Origin of the sequence: Halomonas sp. N3-2A (genome assembly GCF_002216165.1) — a bacterium.
GTDB lineage: Bacteria > Pseudomonadota > Gammaproteobacteria > Pseudomonadales > Halomonadaceae > Vreelandella.
The window spans coordinates 2,256,107-2,276,645 of the sequence record NZ_CP022286.1 but is presented as its reverse complement, the minus strand read 5'-3'; the positions used below and the strand labels follow the sequence as shown (position 1 = coordinate 2,276,645).

Annotated in this window: 21 protein-coding genes; 12 read left to right on the top strand and 9 right to left on the bottom strand. The window is 54.0% G+C overall.

Features of this window, described 5'->3' with window-relative positions; all coding sequences use genetic code 11:
• Positions 1 to 63: 63 nt before the first annotated feature.
• Positions 64 to 1,230 (bottom strand): MFS transporter, encoded by a 1,167-nt coding sequence (locus tag CEK60_RS10675; RefSeq protein WP_089039008.1) that lies wholly within the window; start codon positions 1,228 to 1,230, stop codon positions 64 to 66.
• Positions 1,231 to 1,404: 174 nt separating this feature from the next.
• Here CEK60_RS10675 and CEK60_RS10670 point away from each other — a divergent pair, with 174 nt between their 5' ends.
• The 5 genes from CEK60_RS10670 to CEK60_RS10650 all read left to right on the top strand — a co-directional run bounded on the left by CEK60_RS10670 (position 1,405) and on the right by CEK60_RS10650 (position 7,239).
• Positions 1,405 to 2,289, top strand: coding sequence for a helix-turn-helix transcriptional regulator (locus CEK60_RS10670; protein WP_089039007.1), 885 nt, complete (start codon positions 1,405 to 1,407; stop codon positions 2,287 to 2,289).
• 55 nt (positions 2,290 to 2,344) lie between these two features.
• A complete protein-coding gene (locus CEK60_RS10665) occupies positions 2,345 to 2,869 on the top strand; it encodes a sigma-70 family RNA polymerase sigma factor (protein ID WP_089039006.1) in 525 nt (174 codons plus the stop codon).
• Complete coding sequence (locus tag CEK60_RS10660) at positions 2,866 to 3,840, top strand: FecR domain-containing protein (RefSeq protein ID WP_089039005.1); 975 nt, start codon at positions 2,866 to 2,868, stop codon at positions 3,838 to 3,840. Before CEK60_RS10665 ends, CEK60_RS10660 begins: the two co-directional genes overlap by 4 nt.
• An 83-nt stretch (positions 3,841 to 3,923) precedes the next feature.
• Positions 3,924 to 6,335, top strand: coding sequence for a TonB-dependent siderophore receptor (locus CEK60_RS10655; protein ID WP_232471501.1), 2,412 nt, complete (start codon positions 3,924 to 3,926; stop codon positions 6,333 to 6,335).
• A gap of 31 nt (positions 6,336 to 6,366) precedes the next feature.
• Positions 6,367 to 7,239 (top strand): alpha/beta hydrolase, encoded by an 873-nt coding sequence (locus CEK60_RS10650; RefSeq protein ID WP_089039004.1) that lies wholly within the window; start codon positions 6,367 to 6,369, stop codon positions 7,237 to 7,239.
• Positions 7,240 to 7,248: 9 nt separating this feature from the next.
• On the opposite strand, the gene CEK60_RS10645 is transcribed toward CEK60_RS10650, so the two are convergent.
• The gene (locus tag CEK60_RS10645) at positions 7,249 to 8,151 is read right to left on the bottom strand and encodes a LysR substrate-binding domain-containing protein (protein WP_089039003.1); all 903 of its coding nucleotides are present in this window, start codon (positions 8,149 to 8,151) and stop codon (positions 7,249 to 7,251) included.
• 186 nt (positions 8,152 to 8,337) lie between these two features.
• On the opposite strand from CEK60_RS10645, the gene CEK60_RS10640 reads away from it, so the two are divergent.
• Positions 8,338 to 8,916, top strand: coding sequence for an NAD(P)H-dependent oxidoreductase (locus CEK60_RS10640; protein WP_089039002.1), 579 nt, complete (start codon positions 8,338 to 8,340; stop codon positions 8,914 to 8,916).
• A gap of 29 nt (positions 8,917 to 8,945) precedes the next feature.
• Here CEK60_RS10640 and msrQ read toward each other — a convergent pair whose 3' ends face one another.
• The 5 genes from msrQ to CEK60_RS10615 all read right to left on the bottom strand — a co-directional run bounded on the left by msrQ (position 8,946) and on the right by CEK60_RS10615 (position 13,206).
• Positions 8,946 to 9,566: a protein-methionine-sulfoxide reductase heme-binding subunit MsrQ gene (msrQ, locus tag CEK60_RS10635; RefSeq protein WP_089039001.1), complete on the bottom strand. Its 621-nt coding sequence runs from the start codon at positions 9,564 to 9,566 to the stop codon at positions 8,946 to 8,948.
• On the bottom strand, positions 9,566 to 10,582 hold the full coding sequence (msrP, locus tag CEK60_RS10630) for a protein-methionine-sulfoxide reductase catalytic subunit MsrP (protein WP_089039000.1): 1,017 nt from the start codon (positions 10,580 to 10,582) through the stop codon (positions 9,566 to 9,568). Before msrP ends, msrQ begins: the two co-directional genes overlap by 1 nt.
• Positions 10,583 to 10,667: 85 nt before the next feature.
• Positions 10,668 to 12,167: a sensor histidine kinase gene (locus CEK60_RS10625; RefSeq protein WP_089038999.1), complete on the bottom strand. Its 1,500-nt coding sequence runs from the start codon at positions 12,165 to 12,167 to the stop codon at positions 10,668 to 10,670.
• 3 nt (positions 12,168 to 12,170) lie between these two features.
• The gene (locus tag CEK60_RS10620) at positions 12,171 to 12,872 is read right to left on the bottom strand and encodes a response regulator transcription factor (protein ID WP_089038998.1); all 702 of its coding nucleotides are present in this window, start codon (positions 12,870 to 12,872) and stop codon (positions 12,171 to 12,173) included.
• Between the two features lie 61 nt (positions 12,873 to 12,933).
• Positions 12,934 to 13,206 (bottom strand): hypothetical protein, encoded by a 273-nt coding sequence (locus tag CEK60_RS10615; protein WP_089038997.1) that lies wholly within the window; start codon positions 13,204 to 13,206, stop codon positions 12,934 to 12,936.
• Positions 13,207 to 13,413: 207 nt separating this feature from the next.
• Between CEK60_RS10615 and CEK60_RS10610 the strand changes: the two genes are divergently transcribed.
• From CEK60_RS10610 to CEK60_RS10600, 3 genes are read left to right on the top strand one after another with little or no spacing between them, the layout of a single operon-like run.
• A complete protein-coding gene (locus CEK60_RS10610; RefSeq protein WP_089038996.1) occupies positions 13,414 to 14,388 on the top strand; it encodes a DUF2157 domain-containing protein in 975 nt (324 codons plus the stop codon).
• Entirely contained in the window at positions 14,385 to 15,479 is a 1,095-nt protein-coding gene (locus tag CEK60_RS10605; protein ID WP_089038995.1) for a DUF4401 domain-containing protein, read from the top strand. Before CEK60_RS10610 ends, CEK60_RS10605 begins: the two co-directional genes overlap by 4 nt.
• A complete protein-coding gene (locus CEK60_RS10600) occupies positions 15,469 to 16,014 on the top strand; it encodes a GDYXXLXY domain-containing protein (RefSeq protein WP_089038994.1) in 546 nt (181 codons plus the stop codon). The genes CEK60_RS10605 and CEK60_RS10600 overlap by 11 nt, the downstream gene beginning before the upstream one ends.
• An 8-nt stretch (positions 16,015 to 16,022) precedes the next feature.
• Here CEK60_RS10600 and CEK60_RS10595 read toward each other — a convergent pair whose 3' ends face one another.
• The gene (locus CEK60_RS10595) at positions 16,023 to 16,934 is read right to left on the bottom strand and encodes a LysR family transcriptional regulator (RefSeq protein ID WP_089038993.1); all 912 of its coding nucleotides are present in this window, start codon (positions 16,932 to 16,934) and stop codon (positions 16,023 to 16,025) included.
• Positions 16,935 to 17,079: 145 nt separating this feature from the next.
• Here CEK60_RS10595 and ycaC point away from each other — a divergent pair, with 145 nt between their 5' ends.
• The 3 genes from ycaC to CEK60_RS10580 all read left to right on the top strand — a co-directional run bounded on the left by ycaC (position 17,080) and on the right by CEK60_RS10580 (position 19,522).
• Positions 17,080 to 17,715 (top strand): isochorismate family cysteine hydrolase YcaC, encoded by a 636-nt coding sequence (gene ycaC / locus CEK60_RS10590; RefSeq protein WP_089038992.1) that lies wholly within the window; start codon positions 17,080 to 17,082, stop codon positions 17,713 to 17,715.
• 90 nt (positions 17,716 to 17,805) lie between these two features.
• Complete coding sequence (locus CEK60_RS10585; RefSeq protein ID WP_089038991.1) at positions 17,806 to 18,387, top strand: antibiotic biosynthesis monooxygenase; 582 nt, start codon at positions 17,806 to 17,808, stop codon at positions 18,385 to 18,387.
• A 187-nt stretch (positions 18,388 to 18,574) separates the two neighbouring features.
• Positions 18,575 to 19,522 (top strand): pirin family protein, encoded by a 948-nt coding sequence (locus CEK60_RS10580; RefSeq protein WP_089038990.1) that lies wholly within the window; start codon positions 18,575 to 18,577, stop codon positions 19,520 to 19,522.
• A gap of 89 nt (positions 19,523 to 19,611) precedes the next feature.
• On the opposite strand, the gene CEK60_RS10575 is transcribed toward CEK60_RS10580, so the two are convergent.
• The gene (locus tag CEK60_RS10575) at positions 19,612 to 20,493 is read right to left on the bottom strand and encodes a pirin family protein (RefSeq protein ID WP_089038989.1); all 882 of its coding nucleotides are present in this window, start codon (positions 20,491 to 20,493) and stop codon (positions 19,612 to 19,614) included.
• Positions 20,494 to 20,539 lie beyond the last annotated feature (46 nt).

The following is a 20,539-nucleotide window of genomic DNA, read 5'->3' as shown; positions in this document are numbered from 1 at the left end:
AGGCCGATCTATGCACAACCGCCAAGCGGCACTCTTCATACCACTTGGCGTGCACGAACTGAGCTAGCGCTTCGTGCGCATGACGATGATTAGCTGGGTTGCCGCACCTACCGCGGCGACAACCCCCGCCCCAATCGCAAGTGTCGAAACGGGAAGCTGGAGGGCCAATATAATGCCTCCGCTGGCAGCGCCTATCGCACTGCCTAAATAGAGCGCTGATTCATTGAGGGCAACCGCCAGGTTACCGTCGCCGTGGGGTTGGCGCGTACGAATCAGCTCGTTGTTTTGTGGCACTTGCAGCGCCCAGCCCACAGCACCCCAAAGCGCAATAGGCAGTAACGTCAGCAGTGGGTGAACCGACGCCGTGACAGGAAGAGCAATGAGCGCTAGAGAGAGCAGCAACATAATTGCCAGGGTAATCACAGGGCCGATAAATCTGTCCACCAGAGGCCCAATCAGAAAACTGCCCACGACGCCGCCAATCCCCCATACCCATAAATAGCCGGTAATCGACTGAACAGCGCCTGACTCGGTAGCCGCCATAAAAGGGGCGATAAAGGTATACATACCCAAACTGGCAACGGCGCCCAATAAAGAAACTGCCAGAATGGCCATGGCATGCGGGGCTTTCAAAATAGCCAGTTTGCGGGCAAGCGGCAGTGACGGCATGGAGGGGAGTGCAGGCAGTTTGGCGTGAAGCCCAGCATAGGCGATGATGCCGAGTACTGAAATAAGCCACATCGCTGACGCCCAGCCAAAACGTTCCGCCAGCAATAGGCTGAAAGGCACCCCTAACACTGTACCACTCGCCATGCCGCCCATAATAATCGCAATGGCTTTGCCTCGATTTACTTCGGGTGTGATAGCAGCAGAGGCGGCAATGCCCATCGCAAGATAAACCCCTGCGCCAACGCCAGCGACCGCACGCCATATTGCCAGGGATATAAAACTGGTGGCCAGGGCGCTGGCGATATTGGCCACAATAAACACGGCTAGCGCCAGTAATAAGCCCACGCGTTGATGATGACCGGGCAGAAGGGCAACAACGACAGGCGAGCCTAAGCCATAGGCTAAGGTAAATGCCGTGACTAGCTGAGCAGCCGTGGCAGCAGAGACACTAAAGGCATCTCCAATGAGTGGAATGAGCCCTGCCGTTACATAAGAGGCCATCCCAAGCGCAAAAGCACCCAGTGCCACTAGATATACCGATAGACGAGATTGGTCAGCCATCACGCTCTCCATGTTAATTAAGGATCGAAAAATCACCGGGCGTTCTGCCAGCGAAGGGCTATTCTGGAGAGGCTTTAAGAGGGGTACAATTTAACCGTTTATGCTATTACTAAAAGTGCTAGGTTATTAAAAGTGCTAGCTTATTAGAAGTGATGAGTTCTCAAAGGTAACAAAATGACTGCACCCCGGACGCTGACTCGAGCGCGGCAAGATTTGGCTGAATTTCTCCGTAAACATCGAGAGAAAATCGCCCCGGAAGAGATGGGCCTGCCTCGTGGCCGCCGAAGGCGTACGCCGGGGTTAAGGCGCGAAGAAGTCGCCGCCTTAGCGGGCGTGGGACTGACTTGGTATACCTGGTTAGAGCAGGGGCGCGATATTAGCGTATCGGCGACTTTTCTGGACAATCTAGCCAAAGCGCTTAAGTTGGATGCGGCTGAGCGACGCCATTTGTTCTTACTGACTCATCAGCGGTTACCCTCTGAGCTAGGCAAAACCTGGTGCAGCGTGCCACCGCTGATCCAAACGTTGATGGACGATTTGCCGACACGACCTGCGTATATTCTTAACTTACGCTGGGATGTGCTGGCGTGGAACGGTGCCGCCGATAAGCTGTTCAACTTCTCGTCCCATGTGCCTGAGCGCCGCAATCTGCTGTGGCTGCTATTTACCGACCCTGGTATGCGTCAGCGCTTATCACCCTGGGAAGCGCAGGTCAGCCAAATGCTCTCCAGCTTTCGGCGCGACTTTGCCCGTGCGGCGCAAGACCCCGCTATTGATGAGCTTGTCGAAGAGTTAACCAAGGTTTCGCCTGAGTTTAAGCTGGTGTGGAAAACCCAGGAGGTCAACGCCCCTTGCCAGGGAGTGCGTCATCTTTACCTTGAGGAGCTGGGCGAGGTGGCGTTCGAGCACACGACACTCACTGTCGATGAAGAGCGCCACTTACGGCTGGTTTATTATGCCCTCAAGGGGAGCGACGCCGAGGAGAGGTCCTTTCATGAATGGATCGCCGCTAGTGAGGGCGATAGTATTCTTAAAGAAAATAATAATGATTTGTATTAACTAATGGCTGTTATTAGAATGTCTCTCCGTTTGCTGATCGTTTATCGGAGGGGGAATGCCTGTTTCAGCTGAGAATACGCCATTGGCCGAGATGTATAATGCACATCATGGCTGGTTGCAGCGTTGGCTGCAGCGCAAAACGGGCTGTAGCTGGCAGGCGGCTGATCTGGCTCAGGATACCTTCCTGCGCATTCTCTCCTCCCCAAGTAATTCCTCCCAAATTAGCAAACTGCATGAGCCACGTAACTTTCTGACCACCATCGCCCGCCGGGTATGGGTGGACTTTGTGCGTCGGGATGCATTGGAAAAAGCCTGGTTAGAAGCCTTGAAGCAGCAACCTGAGCCGGTGGTTGTCTCGCCAGAAGAGCAGGCCTTGATTCTGGAAACCCTGTTGCAGATTGATGAAATGTTGGAAGGGTTAGGCAACAAGGTAAGCCAAGCATTTTTGCTCTGCCATTTGGAAGGGCTGCGTTATGCCGAGATCGCCGAACGCTTGGGGGTGTCCGTCAGCTCGGTGAAAAAGTACATGGCTAAGGCGACTGAACATTGTCTGCTGTTGATGTGCGAAGAATCGCTATGAGCGATACCCAGTCAGCCCGCAAAGATACTCTCAGAGCGGCTGCCCGCTGGTACGCACTGCTGTGCTCGGAGGATGTTACTGAGCAGCAAAAACAGGCACATAATGCTTGGTTGGAAGCAGATCCGGATCATGTTCAGGCTTGGCAGCAGGTGGAAAAACTGCGTCAGCAATTGCAGGTGATGCCTGGCACTCTTTCGCTCAATGCGTTGCAGATCAAACAACGCCAGAGTCATAGCCGACGAGCCGTGCTGCGCGGCTTTGCCTTGTTGGCAGTAGGAGGTGCCCTGGGCTCGTTGGCCTGGCAGCAGGCACCTGTGGAAAGCTGGATGGCCAGCCACCGTACCGCACGGGGAGAGCGGCGCCAATATACGCTGGCGGACGGTACGCAACTGGTGCTCAATACCGCCACCGCACTGGATGTAGTGGAAACCTCGACTGCCCGGTTGATTCGCCTTTATGCAGGCGAAATCTTTATTCGCACGCGGGATGGAACTGGAAACGTGACTGCTGCCAAAACGCTTCAAGTGCATACCGAGCAGGGCGCTGTGGTGCCGTTGGGCACCGTGTTTACCGTGCGTAAGCTGGATACGTCGACCCAGGTTACCGTGATGGAAGATCAGGTCGAGTTGATCCCGCAGTCGGCGGGTGGTGAGACGCAACGTCTTGTTGCCGGACAGCAGGCGCAGATGAGCTCGATTAATGTGGAAGTCGTCACCGCCAACGCCCAGGCGGATAGCTGGACGCGCGGTCTACTGGTGGCGGTGGACTGGCCACTGAGCCGTTTGGTAGCAGAGCTGAGCCGGTATCGCACAGGTGTACTGCGCTGTGCCCCCTCTATTGCTGGGTTGAGAGTGTCAGGCGCTTTCCCTATTGATGATATCGACCGGGCGCTCCAAGCCATTGCCAATGCGTTGCCGGTTAGCGTCGACCGCTTGACCCAATATTGGGTAACCCTAAAACCTAGCGAATAAAAAGTTGGATTATTTATTGTCCCTTTTTCAATCTCGTTCGACCCAGAGATAAAGCAACCGATTCTGGAATTGACGAGATTACGATGACCACACCCTTTAATCCCAAGCAGACACTCATATCACTTCGATACCACCATGGTGGCCAACCCACGCGTGCGCTTGGCGGCATCGCCCTGGGTTGTGCCTTGATGAGTTCGATGGTGTTGTTGCCTATTCAGGCAGCACAGGCGCAAACAGCGGGCGGACAGTTGCAGCAGGCTGCTAGCCAACAGACATATAACATTGAACCGGGGGCACTGGGCAGTGTATTGAGTCAGTTCGCTAGTCATGCGGGCGTTGTGTTGTCTTTTTCTGCTTATCTCACTGAAGACCTGCACAGTGTTGGACTGCATGGACGTTATAGTGTGGACGAGGGATTTGCCCAACTGCTGCAGGGTAGTGGTTTGAAAGTGATCAAGCGGGGGCCTGCGGACTATGTCATGGAAAAAGCGGCTAGCGCAGAAAACATGGTGTTGGATACCGTCGAAGTGGTGGGCAACCGAATCGATAGTGATGGTTATTTGGCCTTTAGCACCTCGGCAGGTAGCAAAACCGATACGCCGCTGATAGAGCTTGCGCAAAGCATCAGTGTGGTCACCGCAGAGCAGCTTCGTGACCGCCAGCCGTTGTCCGTAGAGCAGGCGGTGGCCTACACGGCTGGGGTTCGAGTGGAAGCGTCGGGGATGGACCCGCGCTTTGACTTGATCTCGGTGAGGGGGTTTCCGACGGTATATCATGGCGATTTTCTTGATGGCTTGCGCCAACCCAATAGTGGCTGGCTCTCTTACTATTCCACTGTGCCCTATAACCTGGAGCGCATTGAGGTAGTTAAAGGCCCCGATTCGATGCGCTATGGTCAGCTTTCACCCGGTGGGCTGGTGAACCGGGTCAGCAAACGTCCGAAGGCAGATGCGACGAAGGAAGTGCAGCTACAGGTCGGGAGTCATGATCATCTGCAAGGCCAGTTCGATGTGGGAGGAGACATAGGTAGCGATGTGCAGTACCGCTTGGTGGGTGTTATGCGCGATGCACAAACAGATATCGAACAGGTGGATAATGATGTCACCCTGCTGGCGCCCACTCTCCATTGGCAGATGAGCGAACGTACCGACATTACTTTTATTACGCAGTACCAGGAGCGCCAGACCTCCGCATCACCGCGCCCTTATCAGGACGGCGATAACCTGACCCATTTTTGGGCTGGCGATGAAGACTACGACAAGCTGGATCAACAGCAGTGGGCACTGGGCTATGAATTTAACCACAGTTGGAGTGACCAACTGCAGCTGCAGCAAAATGTACGCTACGGTCAGGTAGATGCCACTAACCAGTACCTTTCCGCAGGTACCTTAGCCGGTACAACGCTAAGCCGCAGCAGTGTCGGCCTTTACGAAGAGATGGAGTCGCTTAGCACCGACACCCGGCTCATGGCGACCTTAGATCAGGGCGCGGTGGAGCACCAGGTGATGTTAGGCGTCGATTACGCCTATCTTGAGAACGATGTTATTTATGCAGGGGGCAGCGCACCGTCGATCGATATCGACAACCCGGATTATAGCCAGCCTGTCGCTCAGCCGAGTAACGTTTGGACCAACGACAGTGGTAAAAACCATCGTAGAGGCCTTTATTTACAGGATCAGATTAACCTCGATAACTGGCGTTTGACCGCAGGTCTGCGTCGCGATTGGGTGCAGGACGAGACTCGCAACAACCTCACTGGTACTACCAGCGAAAGCCAAGATGAGCAGAACACCTGGCGCTTTGGCGCACTTTACGCTTTCGATTCAGGGCTATCACCGTACTTAAGCTATGCGCAGTCGTTCTTGCCTGAGAGCGGCACCGATGCCAGCGGCAATGACTTTGACCCCACCGAGGGTGAGCAGTTTGAGCTGGGAGTGAAATACCAGCCAGCAGGTAGTAACGCAATGTTGACTGCGGCGATCTACCAGATTGATGAAACCAACCGCAAAACCACCGATCTGGACAACCCGCTGTTTCAAATCCAAACCGGAGAGGTGCGCACCCGTGGGTTGGAGCTTGAGGCTGTTGGGAATGTCACCGATAACCTGCGCATGACCGCAAGTTACAACTATAACCGCAGCGAAATCACCGTAGATAACGATGGCAACGAGGGGAGTGACTTGGCGAATACCCCACGCCATCTGGCGTCCCTTTGGGTGGATTATCGCGTTCCTGCGTTGGAACGACTGCATCTTTCCGGTGGCGTGCGCTACACCGGGAGTGAGTACATTGATAACGCCAACAGCAATAAAAACGCTGGATACAGCCTGATTGATATGGCGGCTCACTATGATTTCGCGGGCTCTTTTCAGGGAGTTCGTGCCAGCCTCAACGCCACTAACGTAACGGACGAAGAGCATATCTCCTGCGAGGGCATCTATTGCTATCGCGGTGCTGGGCGCAGCCTGATTGGCAGCCTCTCATACAAATGGTGATTAAGCAGCAGCGTCGCGGGGACAACTAGTCATGCAATTATCCGTCAGAATATTCGTGTTTGCCGGGCTGGCTTTAATGGCCGTCTTGGGGCAAGCAACGCATGCACATGCGTCGCCAGTTACGGCCGAACGTCAAGTGACCCTTGATCAGACGCTTGAGTGGGCAATGCAAAATGAGCAAGGGGCGTCTTATCGTATCCTGATCAGCAAACCAGAAGGCGAGGTGCCCTACAGCGGCGGTTACCCGGTGATCTATGTGTTGGATGGCAACGCTTATTTCGCCTCTTTGCATGAGGCCAAGCGGGCACAAGAGCAGTTCCGCCAAGCCATTATCGTTGGTATTGGTTATCCTGGAGAAGCGCCGCATAACTTTCTGCGCCGCTCCTACGATTTATCTCCGCCGGTGGCCGAGGAACACAACGAACCACCTCAAGGCGGGCAGGATGAACTGCTGGATTTTATCGAGCACAGCCTAATGCCGGCGGTCGCCGAGCGTTTTCCTGTAGATGCTAATCACCAGAGCCTTTATGGGCACTCGTTCGGTGGTATGTTTGCGATTTATGCCTTATTTACTCGGCCGGATCTGTTTAACCACATTGTCGCGGCCAGCCCCAGCCTCTGGTGGAACAATAGCTACCTGTTGAAACATGAACGTGATTTTAGGCAGCAGGTAGAAGCCGGAGAGGTAAATGTCATCCATCACAGCTTGTCATTGGCCGTGGCCGATAACGACTCTCTGCAGAACCAACAGGATGCTAGCCAGCTATACCAGCGGATTGAAGCATTGTCGGCATACGGTTTGCGTAGCAGTTTTCACACCGTGGAGGGCGAAGATCATATGTCCGTTCCCTTTGTGTTGGAGTCGCGGGTTCTCAAACAGCTTCTGGGCACTCGGGGCGGCTAATTGAGTGATTTAAGCGATCAAATACCGCCCCGGCAGTTGCTCAGCTAAAAACTCCATAAACAGCCGGGTGCGCTGTGAAAGCGCGGTTTGGCGGTAGTACACGGCATTGACCGCTTGGGTCTGCATTTCTATGCAGCCGGGTAATACATCCACCAGTGTGCCGTTGCGACGGGGAGTGATGGTCATAAAGTCGGCGAGGCAGACAATGCCTTCCCCGCCAAGGGCTAGCTCAAGCAGCGTGCTACCGCTGGAGGCCGCCAGCGTTGGGGTGATATGCAAGGGTTGGCCATCGGCGCGGCACAGTGGCCAGCGATTGAGATGATCGAGCTGGCTGAAGCCTAGCAAGCTGTGATCTTGAAGGTCGTCGATGCTTTCTGGAGTGCCGTGGCGTTTAAGGTAGGCGGGGCTGGCCAGAAGGCGCAGCGGGCTGTAGCCAAGGAGACGGGCGTGCAGCGACGAATCTTCAAGCTTGCCAATGCGAATGGCCAAATCGACCCGCTGTTCCAATAGGTCGACAAAGCGGTCGTGGGTGTCGAGTTCCAGCGTAATACCAGGGTAGCGGGCGCGGAACTCGCCAATCACCGGCACAATCACGAACTGCATAAAGCTGGGAGCGGCATTGATCCGTAGCCTGCCTTGGGGCTGGTTGTGGCGGTTCAGCATCGCTTCTTCGGCTTCTTCCACGGCGGCGAGAATACGGCGGCAATGGTTTAGGAATGTTTCTCCCTCCTCGGTCAGTTCCAGGCGACGCGTGGTTCTACGTAACAGGGTAGCGCCGAGTTTTTGCTCCAGGCGGTTGAGCGCACGGCTAACCCCAGAAACCGTAATGCCTAGCCGTTCGGCTGCGCTGGTGATTGAGCCGCTATCGACGACCGTCACAAAGGCCTGTTGTTCTTCAAGGGTGCTTTTCATTGAGTGCTGTTCATAACGTTATCGGTTGCCTTAATGGCGAATACTCTATTTATTGATTTTAAATCAAAAGTGTCTTGCTGAAGCGTCGCTATTTTTTCGCATGTTTTGAACTCACAATACCGCTCATTAAACGCCATGCCAAAGAATATAAGCATGGATGTCAGGCTATCATGAGGGGTTTTATTAATGAAAATTCTGCTGATTAATGGCGGTAAAGCGTTTGCCCACTCTGGCGGTGAACTCAATAATACGCTTCACGGCGTGGCGGTAAGCACTCTGCAGGAAATGGGCTATCAGATACGCGAGACGGTGATTGATCAAGGCTATGATCTGAAGGCCGAGGTGCAGAATTGCCTGTGGGCGGACACGATTGTGTATCAAATGCCGGGCTGGTGGATGGGCGCACCCTGGATTGTGAAGCGCTACATCGATGAGGTGTTCACAGAAGGCCACGGCTCGCTTTACGCCAGCGATGGCCGTAGCCGCCAAGACCCGACCAAGCAGTACGGCAGTGGTGGCCTGCTGCAGGGACGTCGCTATATGTTGTCGTTAACCTGGAACGCGCCTTTGGAAGCGTTCGATGAACCGGATAACTTCTTCGAAGGGCGCGGTGTGGATGGTGTTTACTTCCCGTTCCACAAATCTCAGGAATTTATCGGCTTAGAAGCGCTGCCGACCTTTATCGCCAACGACGTAATGAAGGCTCCAGATGTAGCGCGTGACAAAGCTGCCTATCGCAAGCATCTGCGCTGCATACTTGGCTAGGTTTCGTCGGTTGATAGCTCTTATAAGCCCTAAGTACGACTCAATCGATAGCGCAACTTGGGCAGTGTGCGCGCGACGGGCGGTAGGCGGGTTGCCATGACTAACGCGGCAATGGCGGCATACATGGCCCACTCTTGCATGTCGGCGCGCACCACCCAAAAGAAGTGCAGCAGTACCAGCCCTAAAATGATGTAGGCAAATTTGTGTAACGGCTTCCAGCGTTTACCCAAACGGCGCATCGACCATTTGTTAGAGGTCGCCCCTAATACGGCAAGGCCGATCAGTGCGATCATGCCAACAATGATGTAGGGCCGTTTGACCAGCTCGCTACCTAGTAGCGCCCAGTTAAGCCCTAGAATAAATAGCGCGTAGCTGAGCATGTGCAGGGTGGCGTAGGCGAGTGTCCACAGACCAAGCTGACGGCGGATCAATGCAAAGCCTTTCCAGCGGGTGAGCTTGGTGAGCGGCGTAAGGCTTAGCGTGAGCAGCAGCATCCATAGCCCGCCAATGCCGATGTTTAGCAGCAGATAATTGCCTGGCTCGGGGCCTGCGGCGTTAATCGCTACCTGCCAGCCCCAGAACACCAGCGGCGCGAGCGCCGCCAGGAAAACGCCTACCCGCCACAGTAACCATACCCGTGGCGCAGCCATTAGTAGTGCTTCCTTAAATCCATGCCAGCATATAGCTCGGCGACCTCGTCGGCATAGCCGTTAAACATCTGGGTATCAATGGTATTAGCGTTGAACAGGCTGTTGGGAAGCCGCCGCTCGGTGGCTTGGCTCCAGCGTGGGTGGTCAACTTGTGGGTTAACGTTGGCGTAGAAGCCATACTCATCGGCGGCGATTTTCTGCCAGGAGTTGACTGGCTGCTCTTCTACCAGTGAGATACGCACAATCGATTTAATGCTTTTGAAGCCATACTTCCAGGGCACCACCAGCCGCAAGGGTGCGCCGTTCTGGTTGGGCAGTTCACGGCCATACATACCCATGGCGAGCAGTGTCAGCGGGTTCATAGCCTCGTCTAAGCGCAAACCTTCTACGTAAGGCCAGTCGATTATCGAGAACGAAGAGCGCTGGCCAGGCATTTGCTCTGGGTCCACCAGGGTTTCAAAGCGCACGTACTTGGCTTTGCTGGTGGGATCGGCACGTCGAATCACCTCCGCAAGGGGGATGCCAAGCCAGGGAATCACCATCGACCACGCCTCTACGCAGCGCAGGCGGTAAATGCGCTCTTCAAACTGCGCAGGCTTGGCGAAGTCTTCTAGGGCAAAGCGCCCGCCGTTATTCACTTCACCATCGACCACCACGCTCCAGGGCTGGGTTTCCAGGCTGTCTGCATGACGGGCGGGATCGCGTTTATCGGTGCCAAACTCAAAAAAGTTGTTGTAGCCGCTGGCATCGTCAAAGGGGGCGATTTTATCTTTATCAGGGTCGCTGGGGGTGATAGCTCGCCATTGGGTGTCGCTGATTTTTTCCTTCAGCCAGGCTGGGGCATCGCCTTCCGGCACATCAGCATAATCTTCGTTGGCGCGGACGTGGCCGGAGAGGGCAAGCCCCGCGCCTAAACCCGCCATGCCGCCCATAAAGCGCCGCCGGGAGAGGTAAATAGATTCCGGTGTTACATCGGATTCGTGTAAATCACTCGGTTTGGCAATCTTTATAAGCATGTGGTGTCTCCACTCGCTATGGGGAAAGGGTGTGACTACTGTGACCAGTTTGCATGAGAGTTATCACAACCAACTCTCTAGGTTATTACGTATTTATAACGTTGGCGGATGAGGGGGCGGTGGGTAACCGTATACAGAACGCTGCCCCGCCACTGGCTAGGTTTTCGACGCCGATATCACCGCCCTGAAGCGTCATGATTCTGCGCGCAATAGCCAGCCCTAGCCCAGCATGGCCAGCGCCACTAGAGGTCTCGCCACGATAAAACGGGTCAAAGATATGCGGCAGATCCTGTTCCGCAATGCCTGGGCCGCTATCTTGTATGCAAACCTGTGGTTCTCCATTCGTTTGACTAAGCACAACGTCGATGTGGCCGCCAGCGGGGCTGTAGGCAATGGCGTTGCTGATTAAGTTGTCCAGCACACGTTCGGTCATCGCTAGGTCGGCGTATGCGGTTGGCAGTGCTGGGTTGCCACTTAACGTTAGCGCCAAGTGATTGTCGCGTGCAGTTTGGTCGTGCTTCTGAACCACGTCATGGACCAGCTCCGCTAGCGGGAAGGGTTCTGGCACCGGCTGTTTCTCTCTTGCCTCAAGCGCGGCAAGCTCGAAGAGCTCATCCACTAAGCGGCTTAACCGACGGCCCTCTTTGAGAGCAATGTCGAGAAAGCGATCTTGTTCTTGGGGGCTGAGACGATCACGTCTTAATTTCAGACTTTCGATATAGCCTTGCATGGAGGCTAGTGGGGTACGCAGGTCGTGGGATACCTGGGCGATCAAACGACGGCGCTGGGCATCTTTTTCGGTCAGTTGTTCGATCTGGCTGGCAATTCGGCGAGCCATGTCGTCGAAGGTAACGTCCAGATAGTCGATCTCGTCACGCACCACGGACTGTTTGTCGTGCCATCTGTTGTCGAGTTGGGGCTGGCTCATGTCGCTGTTCTCGAACGCTTCTACTCGTCGTGTTAATGATCTCAGACGGCGAGTCAGTAGGCGGAAAATAGTCAGCCCCGCGAGCATCGCCACGGTTAGGCTGACCAGCAGCGCCCAGGCGCTCATTTCCAGTAGTTTGCCACCACGGGCCATGGTTTCCGCCGCGTCGTACTCTTCACCCCGCAATACCACATAAAGGTATCCTTCGGGGTTGTCTGCTGTTGGCACTGGGGTAACGGAAAAGACTTTCTGCCGATCGTGACTTCTGGGGTCATCGCCGAGTATCGGATAAAGGCTCGTGTCAGCCATCAGCCTGCGTATGGGGGCCATCGAGACTTGCTTGCGTTTAATCTTCGCTGGATCTGCTGAATAAGACAGAATGGTGCCATCCAGCCCTAGCAGGTAGATCTCGATGCTGGGATTAATGGCCATGTAGAGTGCGAACAGTTCTTCCAGGGCGCTACTATCAAGCTGCCCGTTGCTGACTAGGTTTCTGTCTGACACTAGATTTTTGGCCAGATTCTGGTGTAACGCCTGATTGACCGAAGCGTTGTATTCACGCAGCGAATAGAGGCTGATGAAGGTATATAGCAGGCCGACGACGAGCAATAACAGAAACAAGCCTAAGGCTAGCCGAGTATAGAGTGTTTTCAGCATAACTTATTCGCGGAAGCGATAGCCCACCCCCCAAACGGTTTGGATAAACGCCGGGGCAGCGGGATCTGCTTCGATCTTGCCCCGTAAGCGGTTGATATGGGTATTGACGGTATGCTCGTAACCTTCGTGACTGTAGCCCCACACAGTGTCGAGCAGTTGGATACGGCTGAATACCCGACCTGGGTGGCTGGCAAAGTGCCATAGCAGGTCAAATTCCCGGGCAGTGAGTTCGACGGGCTGATCTTTTATAAACACCCGCCGACGCAGCGGATCAATGCGCAGCCCGTCGGTGATTAATTCTTGCTGGCTGGGTTGCGTGACGGTGGCAGATGCCATGGCATCTACGCGTCGGAACAAGGCTTTCACCCTTGCCGATAGTTCAGCCACACTGAAAGGCTTGGTGAGGTAGTCATCCGCCCCCATTTCCAGGCCTAGAACCCGGTCCAGCTCAGTGCTTTTAGCGGTTAGCATCAGTACCGGAACGTAACCTGGGCCGGAGCGGATTTCGCGGCAAATCGACAGCCCATCCAAGCCGGGCAGCATCAGGTCGAGAATCACTAGATCGATACCCCCTTCACGAAAACGTTCAAGCCCGGTATCACCCCGTTCACAAAGAACGGGGTTCATGCCAAGCTCGGCCACATGCATGCGGACGAGCTCACCGATACCCGGGTTGTCCTCAATAATCAGTACGTTTCGTGTCATAGGTGCCCCAGCTTTTGAGTGCTCAGATTAATAGTGTGGCAGAAGCTTGTATGTCCTCGTCTTACATGTCCTCGTCTTGCATTTCCATGTCTTTCTCCATTTCCATGCCATCGTCAGACATACTGTCAGCATGCATATCCCCGTCCATGGAATCGTCCATCGCGTCGGACATATCATCCATCGCCATGCCACTTTTTTCCATTGACTCACTCTCCATAGACTGAGACATGTCATCTTCCATCATGCCCTCTTCGGACATCATGTCATCGGCGTGGCTAGCCGTTGCCATTAGGCTAAATAAGCAGATAGCAGTGACTGTAGTAAGCTTGTTCATAGAGGTGTCTCCCCAAGATTTAAGCCTGCCGAACTAGCAGGTTCAAACCCTATCCTAGATGCTCAGCATCACAGCTGGGTCACGGGGTGATAAAGAGTGTATCGCGCAAAGTTCACAAATGTGTCACGGGGACTCTAACGATAGGGCGATGTCTGTAATAACGCTTCCCCTTATTTCAACAAGTGTGTTTCAGCAAGGAGAGCGCTCATGGCCACTACACGCCGTAAACTCATGTCGTTAATTGAGCAGGGAGTGATACCTCCTGAACAAGTGCCGTTAGCGGTTAAAGTGGCGGGACTACATCCGTCGCCCCACGCCTGGGCGCTGTTGATTGACCGGCTGCTGCTGTGGCTGGGTGGCTTGGCACTGGCCTGCGCGGTGCTGTTTTTCGTGGCTTTCAATTGGTCGGACATGGGCCGCCTGCCGCGCTTTGCGTTAGTGCAGGCCGCGTTGGTGTTGGCGGCAGGCATAGCGGTGTGGGGTAGCGCGAGCGTGATGCTTTTTCGCGTGGCGTTAGCCGCGGCGTTTCTATTGATAGGAGTACTGCTGGCGCTGGTGGGTCAGGTTTACCAAACTGGCGCAGACCCATGGCAGCTGTTTTTCCTCTGGTCTCTGCTCACTTTGCCGTTGGTATGGATAGCACGCTTTGATGCACTTTGGGTGGCGTGGCTAGGGCTTTTGAACCTATCAGTGTGGCTGTATAGCAGCACCTGGGGCGGTATTTTAGGCAGCGTGTTGTTTACTGATAACACCGGTTTATGGGGGCTGGTGCTTATCAACTTAGCGGCTCAAGTCGTGTGGGAGTGGGGCGTGCAGCGCCGAAATTGGCCGGGGCGTTGGGCAATTTGTTTGTTGGCGCTGGGTAGCGGCGTGCCGCTAACACTGTTGATGATGGCGTGGGTGAGTGGGGAAGCGCATGCGTTGACACCGATTGTGGCGGTTTACCCCGTGTGGTTGGCAGTGCTGTATGGCGTTTATCGTCAGTGGCGGCTTGAGCTATTTATGTTGGCAGGGGGCTGCGTATCGCTGATTACGGTGGTCACATTGCTGCTTGCACGCTACGTATTATGGGAAGGTCAGTGGAATGAAGGCGGCTTGCTGTTGCTGGCAGGCGCGGTGTTTGCCATGGGGGCGGCAGCGGTGATGTGGCTGAAGCGATTAAACGCGGAGGAGGCATCATGAGTCAGCCGATGAGTACGTTAAAGCAGCGATTAACTCAGGCTGGCATTGCGCTAAATGAGCCTTCATCAACAGCGCCGCTGGAATCACCCTGGTTTGTGCGGGTTCTGCAGGCGTTTTCCGGTTGGTTAGCAGCGCTGTTTCTGTTGGGCTTTATTGCCACGGCAGTGGTATTTGTACTGGAAAGCTCAGTGGCTTCTCTTGTCGTAGGCAGCCTGTTGATTGGCGGGGCATTTGCGCTACTACGCGCCGCGCGAAGCGATGTGTTGGAGCACATGGCGCTGGCGTTTAGCTTAGCTGGGCAATTATTAGTAGCCTGGCCAGCGGTCGAAATGTGGGGTATTTCCGCCAGCCTATGGTGGAGTTTGCTGGCGCTGCAGTGCGTGCTGGCGCTGATCATGCCGAGCCAGGTTCACCGCAGTATGTCGGCGTTTTTAGCAACTTTAGCGTTAACGATGGCGCTAGCAGCCAATGGACTGGCACCGGTGGCGATTGGCATGGTGGTGCTGGTGCTGACACTGCTCTGGTTGAATGAATGTCGTTGGCCAAGGCGCATAGGGGCGGTTCAGGCATGGGGGGCTGGTCTGTTAATGGGAGTGTTGGTGCTTCAAGGGCAGGCGTACTCTAACCAGTTTGCTTGGCTTTACGATTCAGACGCTCAGTGGTTTGACCCATGGCTTGCCAGTTGGCTGAGCACTGCTTTGGTCGCGCTGGCCTTAGTGTGCGTTATTCATCAGGCATTTCGTCAGCATTCTCAGCCTGCCATTGCGCAACGCTTGGTAATTTATGGCGCAGTCGCGCTAGTGGCGGTGGTATCAGTTTATATGCCGGGGCTTGGCGCTGGGGTTACCTTACTATTGCTCGGATTTACGCTTGGTCACCGGGTGCTGATGGGAAGCGGTATTTTGTTACTACTGATGGCGGCTAGTAATTATTACTACTGGCTGGAGGTGACGCTGTTGATGAAATCACTCATGTTGCTGGCAATGGGGGCGTTGCTGTTATCCATTCGCTGGGTACTGAAGCGTTGGTGGCTAAACCGATGGTTAACAGTGCATAAGCCCACGCCGCTAGGAGATGCTAATGAGCCGTAACGTGAAGCGAAACCGCTGGATAGTCATTGCGACCACTGCTGTTGTGCTAGCGGTGGTTAACTGGGCCATTTGGCAGAAAGAGCATCACTTAGCCGAAGGTGAAATTGTCTATTTGGAGCTTGCCCCGGTTGATCCGCGCTCGTTAATGCAGGGTGACTACATGGTGCTAAGTTTTGCCTTGGCTAACCGTATTCGTATGCAGCGTGCAATTGATCGCCACGAAGAGGCGGATGGAAATGCCATGCAAACGGCAGCCAATGACAGCGTGGTGGTTCGTTTGGATGAAGCATCAATCGCCCACTTCCAACGCTTGGATGATGGCACGCCGCTAGGCGATGACGAAAGACGCTTACGCTACCGGTTGCGCAATGGGAACGTGCGCTTTGCTACGGATGCATTTTTCTTTCAGGAAGGCCACGCTGAGCGTTTTGAGCCCGCCCGTTATGGTCAGTTTCGAGTCAACGAGCACGGCGAGCTGCTACTAGTCGCGCTATATGACGAAGAACTCAAGGCGCTGGGTGAAATGGAGCGTTGATGCGTGTGTTAGCGTTCCATTCCAATGGCTGCGTATCGTTCGGCAAGAAAGTCTAACAGTGCTCTAACAGAGGGCAGCAAGCCTCGACGGGAAGGATAAACCGCATGAATAACTTCCCGTCGAGGCTCCCATTCAGGCACTACTTGCACTAGCTTATTTGAGGCCAACGAATCGCCTAGCATTAAACTTGGAAGTTGCACCACACCAACACCAGCCAGTGCTGCTCTATAAAGTGCGGTCATATCAGTGGTAATAAACCGTGGCGAATGTTCAATTTGGCACTCTTCACCGTCGCGTTGAAGGTGCCAAGCGTGAGCTTCCTCTGGCCTTGCTCTGCTTAGGCTAGGCAGTTTGCGAAGATCGTTGGGCGTTGATGGCATGCCGTGTTGTTCAATCAGTGTTGGGCTTGCTACCAAGCATTGCCCGCGATCCGAAAGTACCTTCAGAACAAGCTCGCTATCTTCTAAAGGAAAGGGGCGGGCGCGGAGCGAAATATCAAATCCCTCAACAAACGGGTCAATACGGCGGTTAGTTCCTTCCAGATGTATCAGGACATCTGGGTAGAGCACCATGAAATCCGCCAGTATTGCACTCACGTGAAAGCTCAATAGCCCCGTGGGACAACTGATGCGGATGGTACCGCAGGGCACTTGTTGGGTTTCTTCGATGAACTGCTGGGCCGCTTCAGCTTCCACTAACATGGCTTTGCAGTGCTGGTAGTAGCGTTGGCCAATATCAGTGAGTGTTAGGTGGCGGGTAGAACGGTGCAACAAGCGCACGTTAAGCTGACTTTCTAACTCTCCCACTCGTCTGCTTAATTTTGATTTGGCAATGCCCAGCGCACGGCCCGCTGGAGAAAACCCTCCATGGTCGACTACCTTCACAAAATAATAAAGATCATTCAGATTAGGGGGCGTCATGTGTTCTCCCTATGCAACGCTGTGTCTTAATTTTCTATCTAATCATCGAGTCAGCGAACTACTAAACTCTGTATGGCATGCGCAAGAGCTGTTGGATCTGTGTTTTCCAAAAGCCCACTCAGGCTAATAGATAAAGGAGTATGTCATGGCTAACCCCTATGTTCGTCTCGATAAAGATAACGCTGCCGTTCTTTTAGTAGATCACCAAACTGGGCTGTTGTCCTTAGTTCGTGATATTGACCCTGATCGGTTCAAAAATAACGTACTGGCGCTTGCTGACTTGGCGAAATACTTTGGTCTGCCAACAATTCTTACCACAAGCTTCGAAGATGGGCCTAATGGGCCGCTGGTGCCTGAATTAAAAGAGATGTTTCCAGAGGCGCCTTACATCGCACGCCCTGGACAAATTAATGCCTGGGATAACGAGGACTTCGTAAAAGCGGTTAAGGCGACGGGTAAGAAACAGCTGATTATTGCGGGCGTGGTGACAGAAGTGTGTGTGGCTTTCCCGGCGCTTTCCGCACTTGAAGAAGAGTTTGATGTGTTCGTGATCACCGATGCATCGGGGACCTTTAACGAACTTACCCGTGATGCTGCTTGGGACCGCATGAGTAGCGCCGGTACCCAGTTAATGACCTGGTTTGGTGCTGCCTGCGAACTTCATCGTGATTGGAGAAATGATATTGAAGGCCTAGGGGCGCTCTTTTCTAATCATATCCCCGACTATCGCAACTTAATGAATAGCTACAGCACTTTGACACAATCCTCTGATAAGAAGTAAACCATGCTAATGACTGGGGGCAGGTAGGCCCCTGGTCATTGCTTGCAAGGATGGCATTAATCCGTTGTCCATCAATTATGGAATACCACCATGCCCCCTGAACATAGTGCAGAGTCACCCGAAGAGTCCGGTGCGATAACACTGAAGATATGTCATCGCGTGAAACCCGATGCGCGGGCTGAGTATGAAGCATGGCTAAAAAAAATCATCCATGTGGCGGGTCAGTATCCTGGTCATCTTGGCGTGCATATTCTTCGTCCTGCGGAGGGGCACCATGATTATGAAATAGCGCTTAGGTTTGCCTCCCATGCTGAAGCCGGGAGATGGCTTGAGTCTGCCGAACGAAAGGCGTTGATCAATGATGCGTTACCGGCCTTTCGGGAAGAGGAGGTCATCCAGATTCAAAGCGGTATCGATTACTGGTTCTCGCCACCTAATGCACCTGTTAACAAACAGCCTGTGCGCTGGAAGCAGTGGCTTGTTACAACCTCGGTTATCTGGCCTCTCACCATGTTGGTTCCGTTCCTTTGGGGGCCGCTTTTCGCGTTATTTCCCTGGTTGAATACATGGGGTATTCGCCACGGTGTTGTTGCTGCCAGCGTGGTTGGGCTGGTGGTCTATGTGGTGATGCCCCGTGTGGTGCGTCTAGTCGCGTCATGGATGTTTCGCTGATATCTATTAAGTTATAGCAATAGGCCCTTGGCTGGGTAACGTGCAATATAAGAAGGAGAAGGCGATGTCTGATACACCTGCAAGCCCCTTTACCATTGAACATGAAACCAGCGATACCAAGGGACGCTATGTGCTCGCTTAACGAGTATTCGACACTTTCCTGCCTCTCACTTCTGGAGAAACTCCTATGAGCTGGATGCCCGATATTGAGCCCAAATGTCCTTCCGCAGGCAACCTACACGATATTGAAACACTGATCGTTCCTCGTGCACACGACCTAGGTGGCTTTGAAGTACGACGTGCGCTTCCCGCGCCCAAGCGCCAGATGGTGGGTCCATTTATTTTTTTCGATCAGATGGGCCCCGCTGAATTTCTTAGAGAGGATGGTATCGATGTTCGTCCTCATCCCCATATTGGACTTGCTACGGTCACTTACTTGTACCAGGGAGAGTTCCAGCATCGTGACAGTCTGGGGACTAATCAGATGATTCATCCTGGGGCGGTTAATTGGATGGTTGCTGGTAATGGCGTGACCCATTCCGAGCGTACTAGCCCCGCTACACGTCAGAATAAGCACTCCCTGTTTGGTATTCAGACGTGGGTGGCATTGCCTGAAGCATACGAAGATAAACCCGCCAGCTTTGCGCATCATGGGCAGGAGACATTGCCGCTGCTTAAAGGTGAGGGTAAAGAGGTTCGTTTGATTCTTGGTACGGCATGGGGTGAACAGGCGCCTGTACAGACCTTTTCGGAGATGTTCTATGCGGATGCAGTCCTCCAGCCCGGCGCTAAGCTTCCTTTGCCCGATGGTCACGAAGATCGTGGCCTCTATGTAACGTCGGGTAGCGTTAGTATTGCAGGGGATACATTCGATGCGGGACAAATGATGGTGTTCCGTCCGGGTGATCCCATCACCGTAACCGCGGGCGAAAGCGGAGCTCGGCTAATGCTGCTCGGCGGCGAAACGCTCAATGGACCACGCTATATCTCCTGGAACTTCGTGGCGTCTTCCCGAGAAAAGCTAGCGGCTGCTAAGCAGGCGTGGATGGAAGGTGACTTCGAGCATGGGCGATTTAAATTGCCGCCGGGGGACGATGAAGAATTCATTCCCTTTCCAGACCAGCAGCGTAATTAATTCGTAGCGGAAGGGCTGGCTATTAAGCCAGCCCAATTGTTACTTCAACAGTAGCTGCTTGAAAAGTTGCTACTTAAATAGCGACGTCATTAGCTTGGCATGTGACCAAAGCGGCCGTTGTTAAAGTCTTCTATCGCTTCAATGATGTCACGTTCGCTATTCATCACAAACGGCCCATGACCTACCACTGGCTCATTGAGCGGCTCGCCACTTAGCAGCAACAGGGTTGCGTCATTATTGGCTTCAAGTGTCAGCGCATCACCTTCTCTAGAAAGTTCGGCCACTTGTGCTTCACGCAGTACCTCTTCGCCATTGACTTGAACCGTCCCTCTTAGCACGACCAGCAGGGTTGTCCATCCATCCGGCTGCGTCAGCGTGGTTGTCTTACCACCGTTTAGCCGCACATCCCATACGTTCATCGGCGAGAACGTCTGTGCTGGGCCCGCGTGAGCCTTACGGTTGCCATCTATATAGCTGCCGGCGACCACACGGACGCTCCCAGCTTGATCAGGTAACGCTGCCACAGGAATCTGGGCATTAAAAATTGCCTGATAGCCTGGCGTGGCCATTTTGTCTTTGGCGGGTAAGTTTACCCACAGCTGCACCATCTCTAGTGTGCCGCCTTGCTCTGTAAACGCGGGCGAATGAAACTCATCGTGCAGGATACCCGCACCCGCCGTCATCCACTGCACGTCGCCTGGGCCAATTACGCCGCCTTTGCCCGTTGAGTCGCGGTGCGCCACTTCTCCTTGGTAGACAATCGTGACGGTTTCAAACCCGCGGTGCGGGTGTTGCCCGACACCGCGTGGCCGCGTGGTGGGAGTAAAGTCGGCGGGCCCAGCATAGTCCAGTAACAAAAAGGGGCTCAACTGCTCGGAGCGTGGGCCATAGGAGAACAGCGAACGCGCCGGAAAGCCGTCACCCACCCAGTGAGGGCGTGGAGCGCTGGTAACACCTACTAACTTTTTCATCGTTTCTCCTTAAAGAGTACGTTGCTGGTTAAGAAGGGTACGTGTT

Excerpts from the sequence above, each read along its gene's own strand:
- msrP (WP_089039000.1), bottom strand. The coding sequence starts at position 10,582 with ATGCTTATAAAGATTGCCAAACCGAGTGATTTACACGAATCCGATGTA.
- CEK60_RS10595 (WP_089038993.1), bottom strand. The coding sequence starts at position 16,934 with ATGACGCCCCCTAATCTGAATGATCTTTATTATTTTGTGAAGGTAGTC.
- CEK60_RS10675 (WP_089039008.1), bottom strand. The coding sequence starts at position 1,230 with ATGGCTGACCAATCTCGTCTATCGGTATATCTAGTGGCACTGGGTGCT.
- CEK60_RS10650 (WP_089039004.1), top strand. The coding sequence starts at position 6,367 with ATGCAATTATCCGTCAGAATATTCGTGTTTGCCGGGCTGGCTTTAATG.
- CEK60_RS10665 (WP_089039006.1), top strand. The coding sequence starts at position 2,345 with ATGCCTGTTTCAGCTGAGAATACGCCATTGGCCGAGATGTATAATGCA.
- ycaC (WP_089038992.1), top strand. The coding sequence starts at position 17,080 with ATGGCTAACCCCTATGTTCGTCTCGATAAAGATAACGCTGCCGTTCTT.
- CEK60_RS10640 (WP_089039002.1), top strand. The coding sequence starts at position 8,338 with ATGAAAATTCTGCTGATTAATGGCGGTAAAGCGTTTGCCCACTCTGGC.
- CEK60_RS10610 (WP_089038996.1), top strand. The coding sequence starts at position 13,414 with ATGGCCACTACACGCCGTAAACTCATGTCGTTAATTGAGCAGGGAGTG.
- CEK60_RS10615 (WP_089038997.1), bottom strand. The coding sequence starts at position 13,206 with ATGAACAAGCTTACTACAGTCACTGCTATCTGCTTATTTAGCCTAATG.
- msrQ (WP_089039001.1), bottom strand. The coding sequence starts at position 9,566 with ATGGCTGCGCCACGGGTATGGTTACTGTGGCGGGTAGGCGTTTTCCTG.
- CEK60_RS10620 (WP_089038998.1), bottom strand. The coding sequence starts at position 12,872 with ATGACACGAAACGTACTGATTATTGAGGACAACCCGGGTATCGGTGAG.
- CEK60_RS10600 (WP_089038994.1), top strand. The coding sequence starts at position 15,469 with ATGAGCCGTAACGTGAAGCGAAACCGCTGGATAGTCATTGCGACCACT.
- CEK60_RS10580 (WP_089038990.1), top strand. The coding sequence starts at position 18,575 with ATGAGCTGGATGCCCGATATTGAGCCCAAATGTCCTTCCGCAGGCAAC.
- CEK60_RS10575 (WP_089038989.1), bottom strand. The coding sequence starts at position 20,493 with ATGAAAAAGTTAGTAGGTGTTACCAGCGCTCCACGCCCTCACTGGGTG.
- CEK60_RS10645 (WP_089039003.1), bottom strand. The coding sequence starts at position 8,151 with ATGAAAAGCACCCTTGAAGAACAACAGGCCTTTGTGACGGTCGTCGAT.
- CEK60_RS10605 (WP_089038995.1), top strand. The coding sequence starts at position 14,385 with ATGAGTCAGCCGATGAGTACGTTAAAGCAGCGATTAACTCAGGCTGGC.
- CEK60_RS10655 (WP_232471501.1), top strand. The coding sequence starts at position 3,924 with ATGACCACACCCTTTAATCCCAAGCAGACACTCATATCACTTCGATAC.
- CEK60_RS10585 (WP_089038991.1), top strand. The coding sequence starts at position 17,806 with ATGCCCCCTGAACATAGTGCAGAGTCACCCGAAGAGTCCGGTGCGATA.
- CEK60_RS10625 (WP_089038999.1), bottom strand. The coding sequence starts at position 12,167 with ATGCTGAAAACACTCTATACTCGGCTAGCCTTAGGCTTGTTTCTGTTA.
- CEK60_RS10660 (WP_089039005.1), top strand. The coding sequence starts at position 2,866 with ATGAGCGATACCCAGTCAGCCCGCAAAGATACTCTCAGAGCGGCTGCC.
- CEK60_RS10670 (WP_089039007.1), top strand. The coding sequence starts at position 1,405 with ATGACTGCACCCCGGACGCTGACTCGAGCGCGGCAAGATTTGGCTGAA.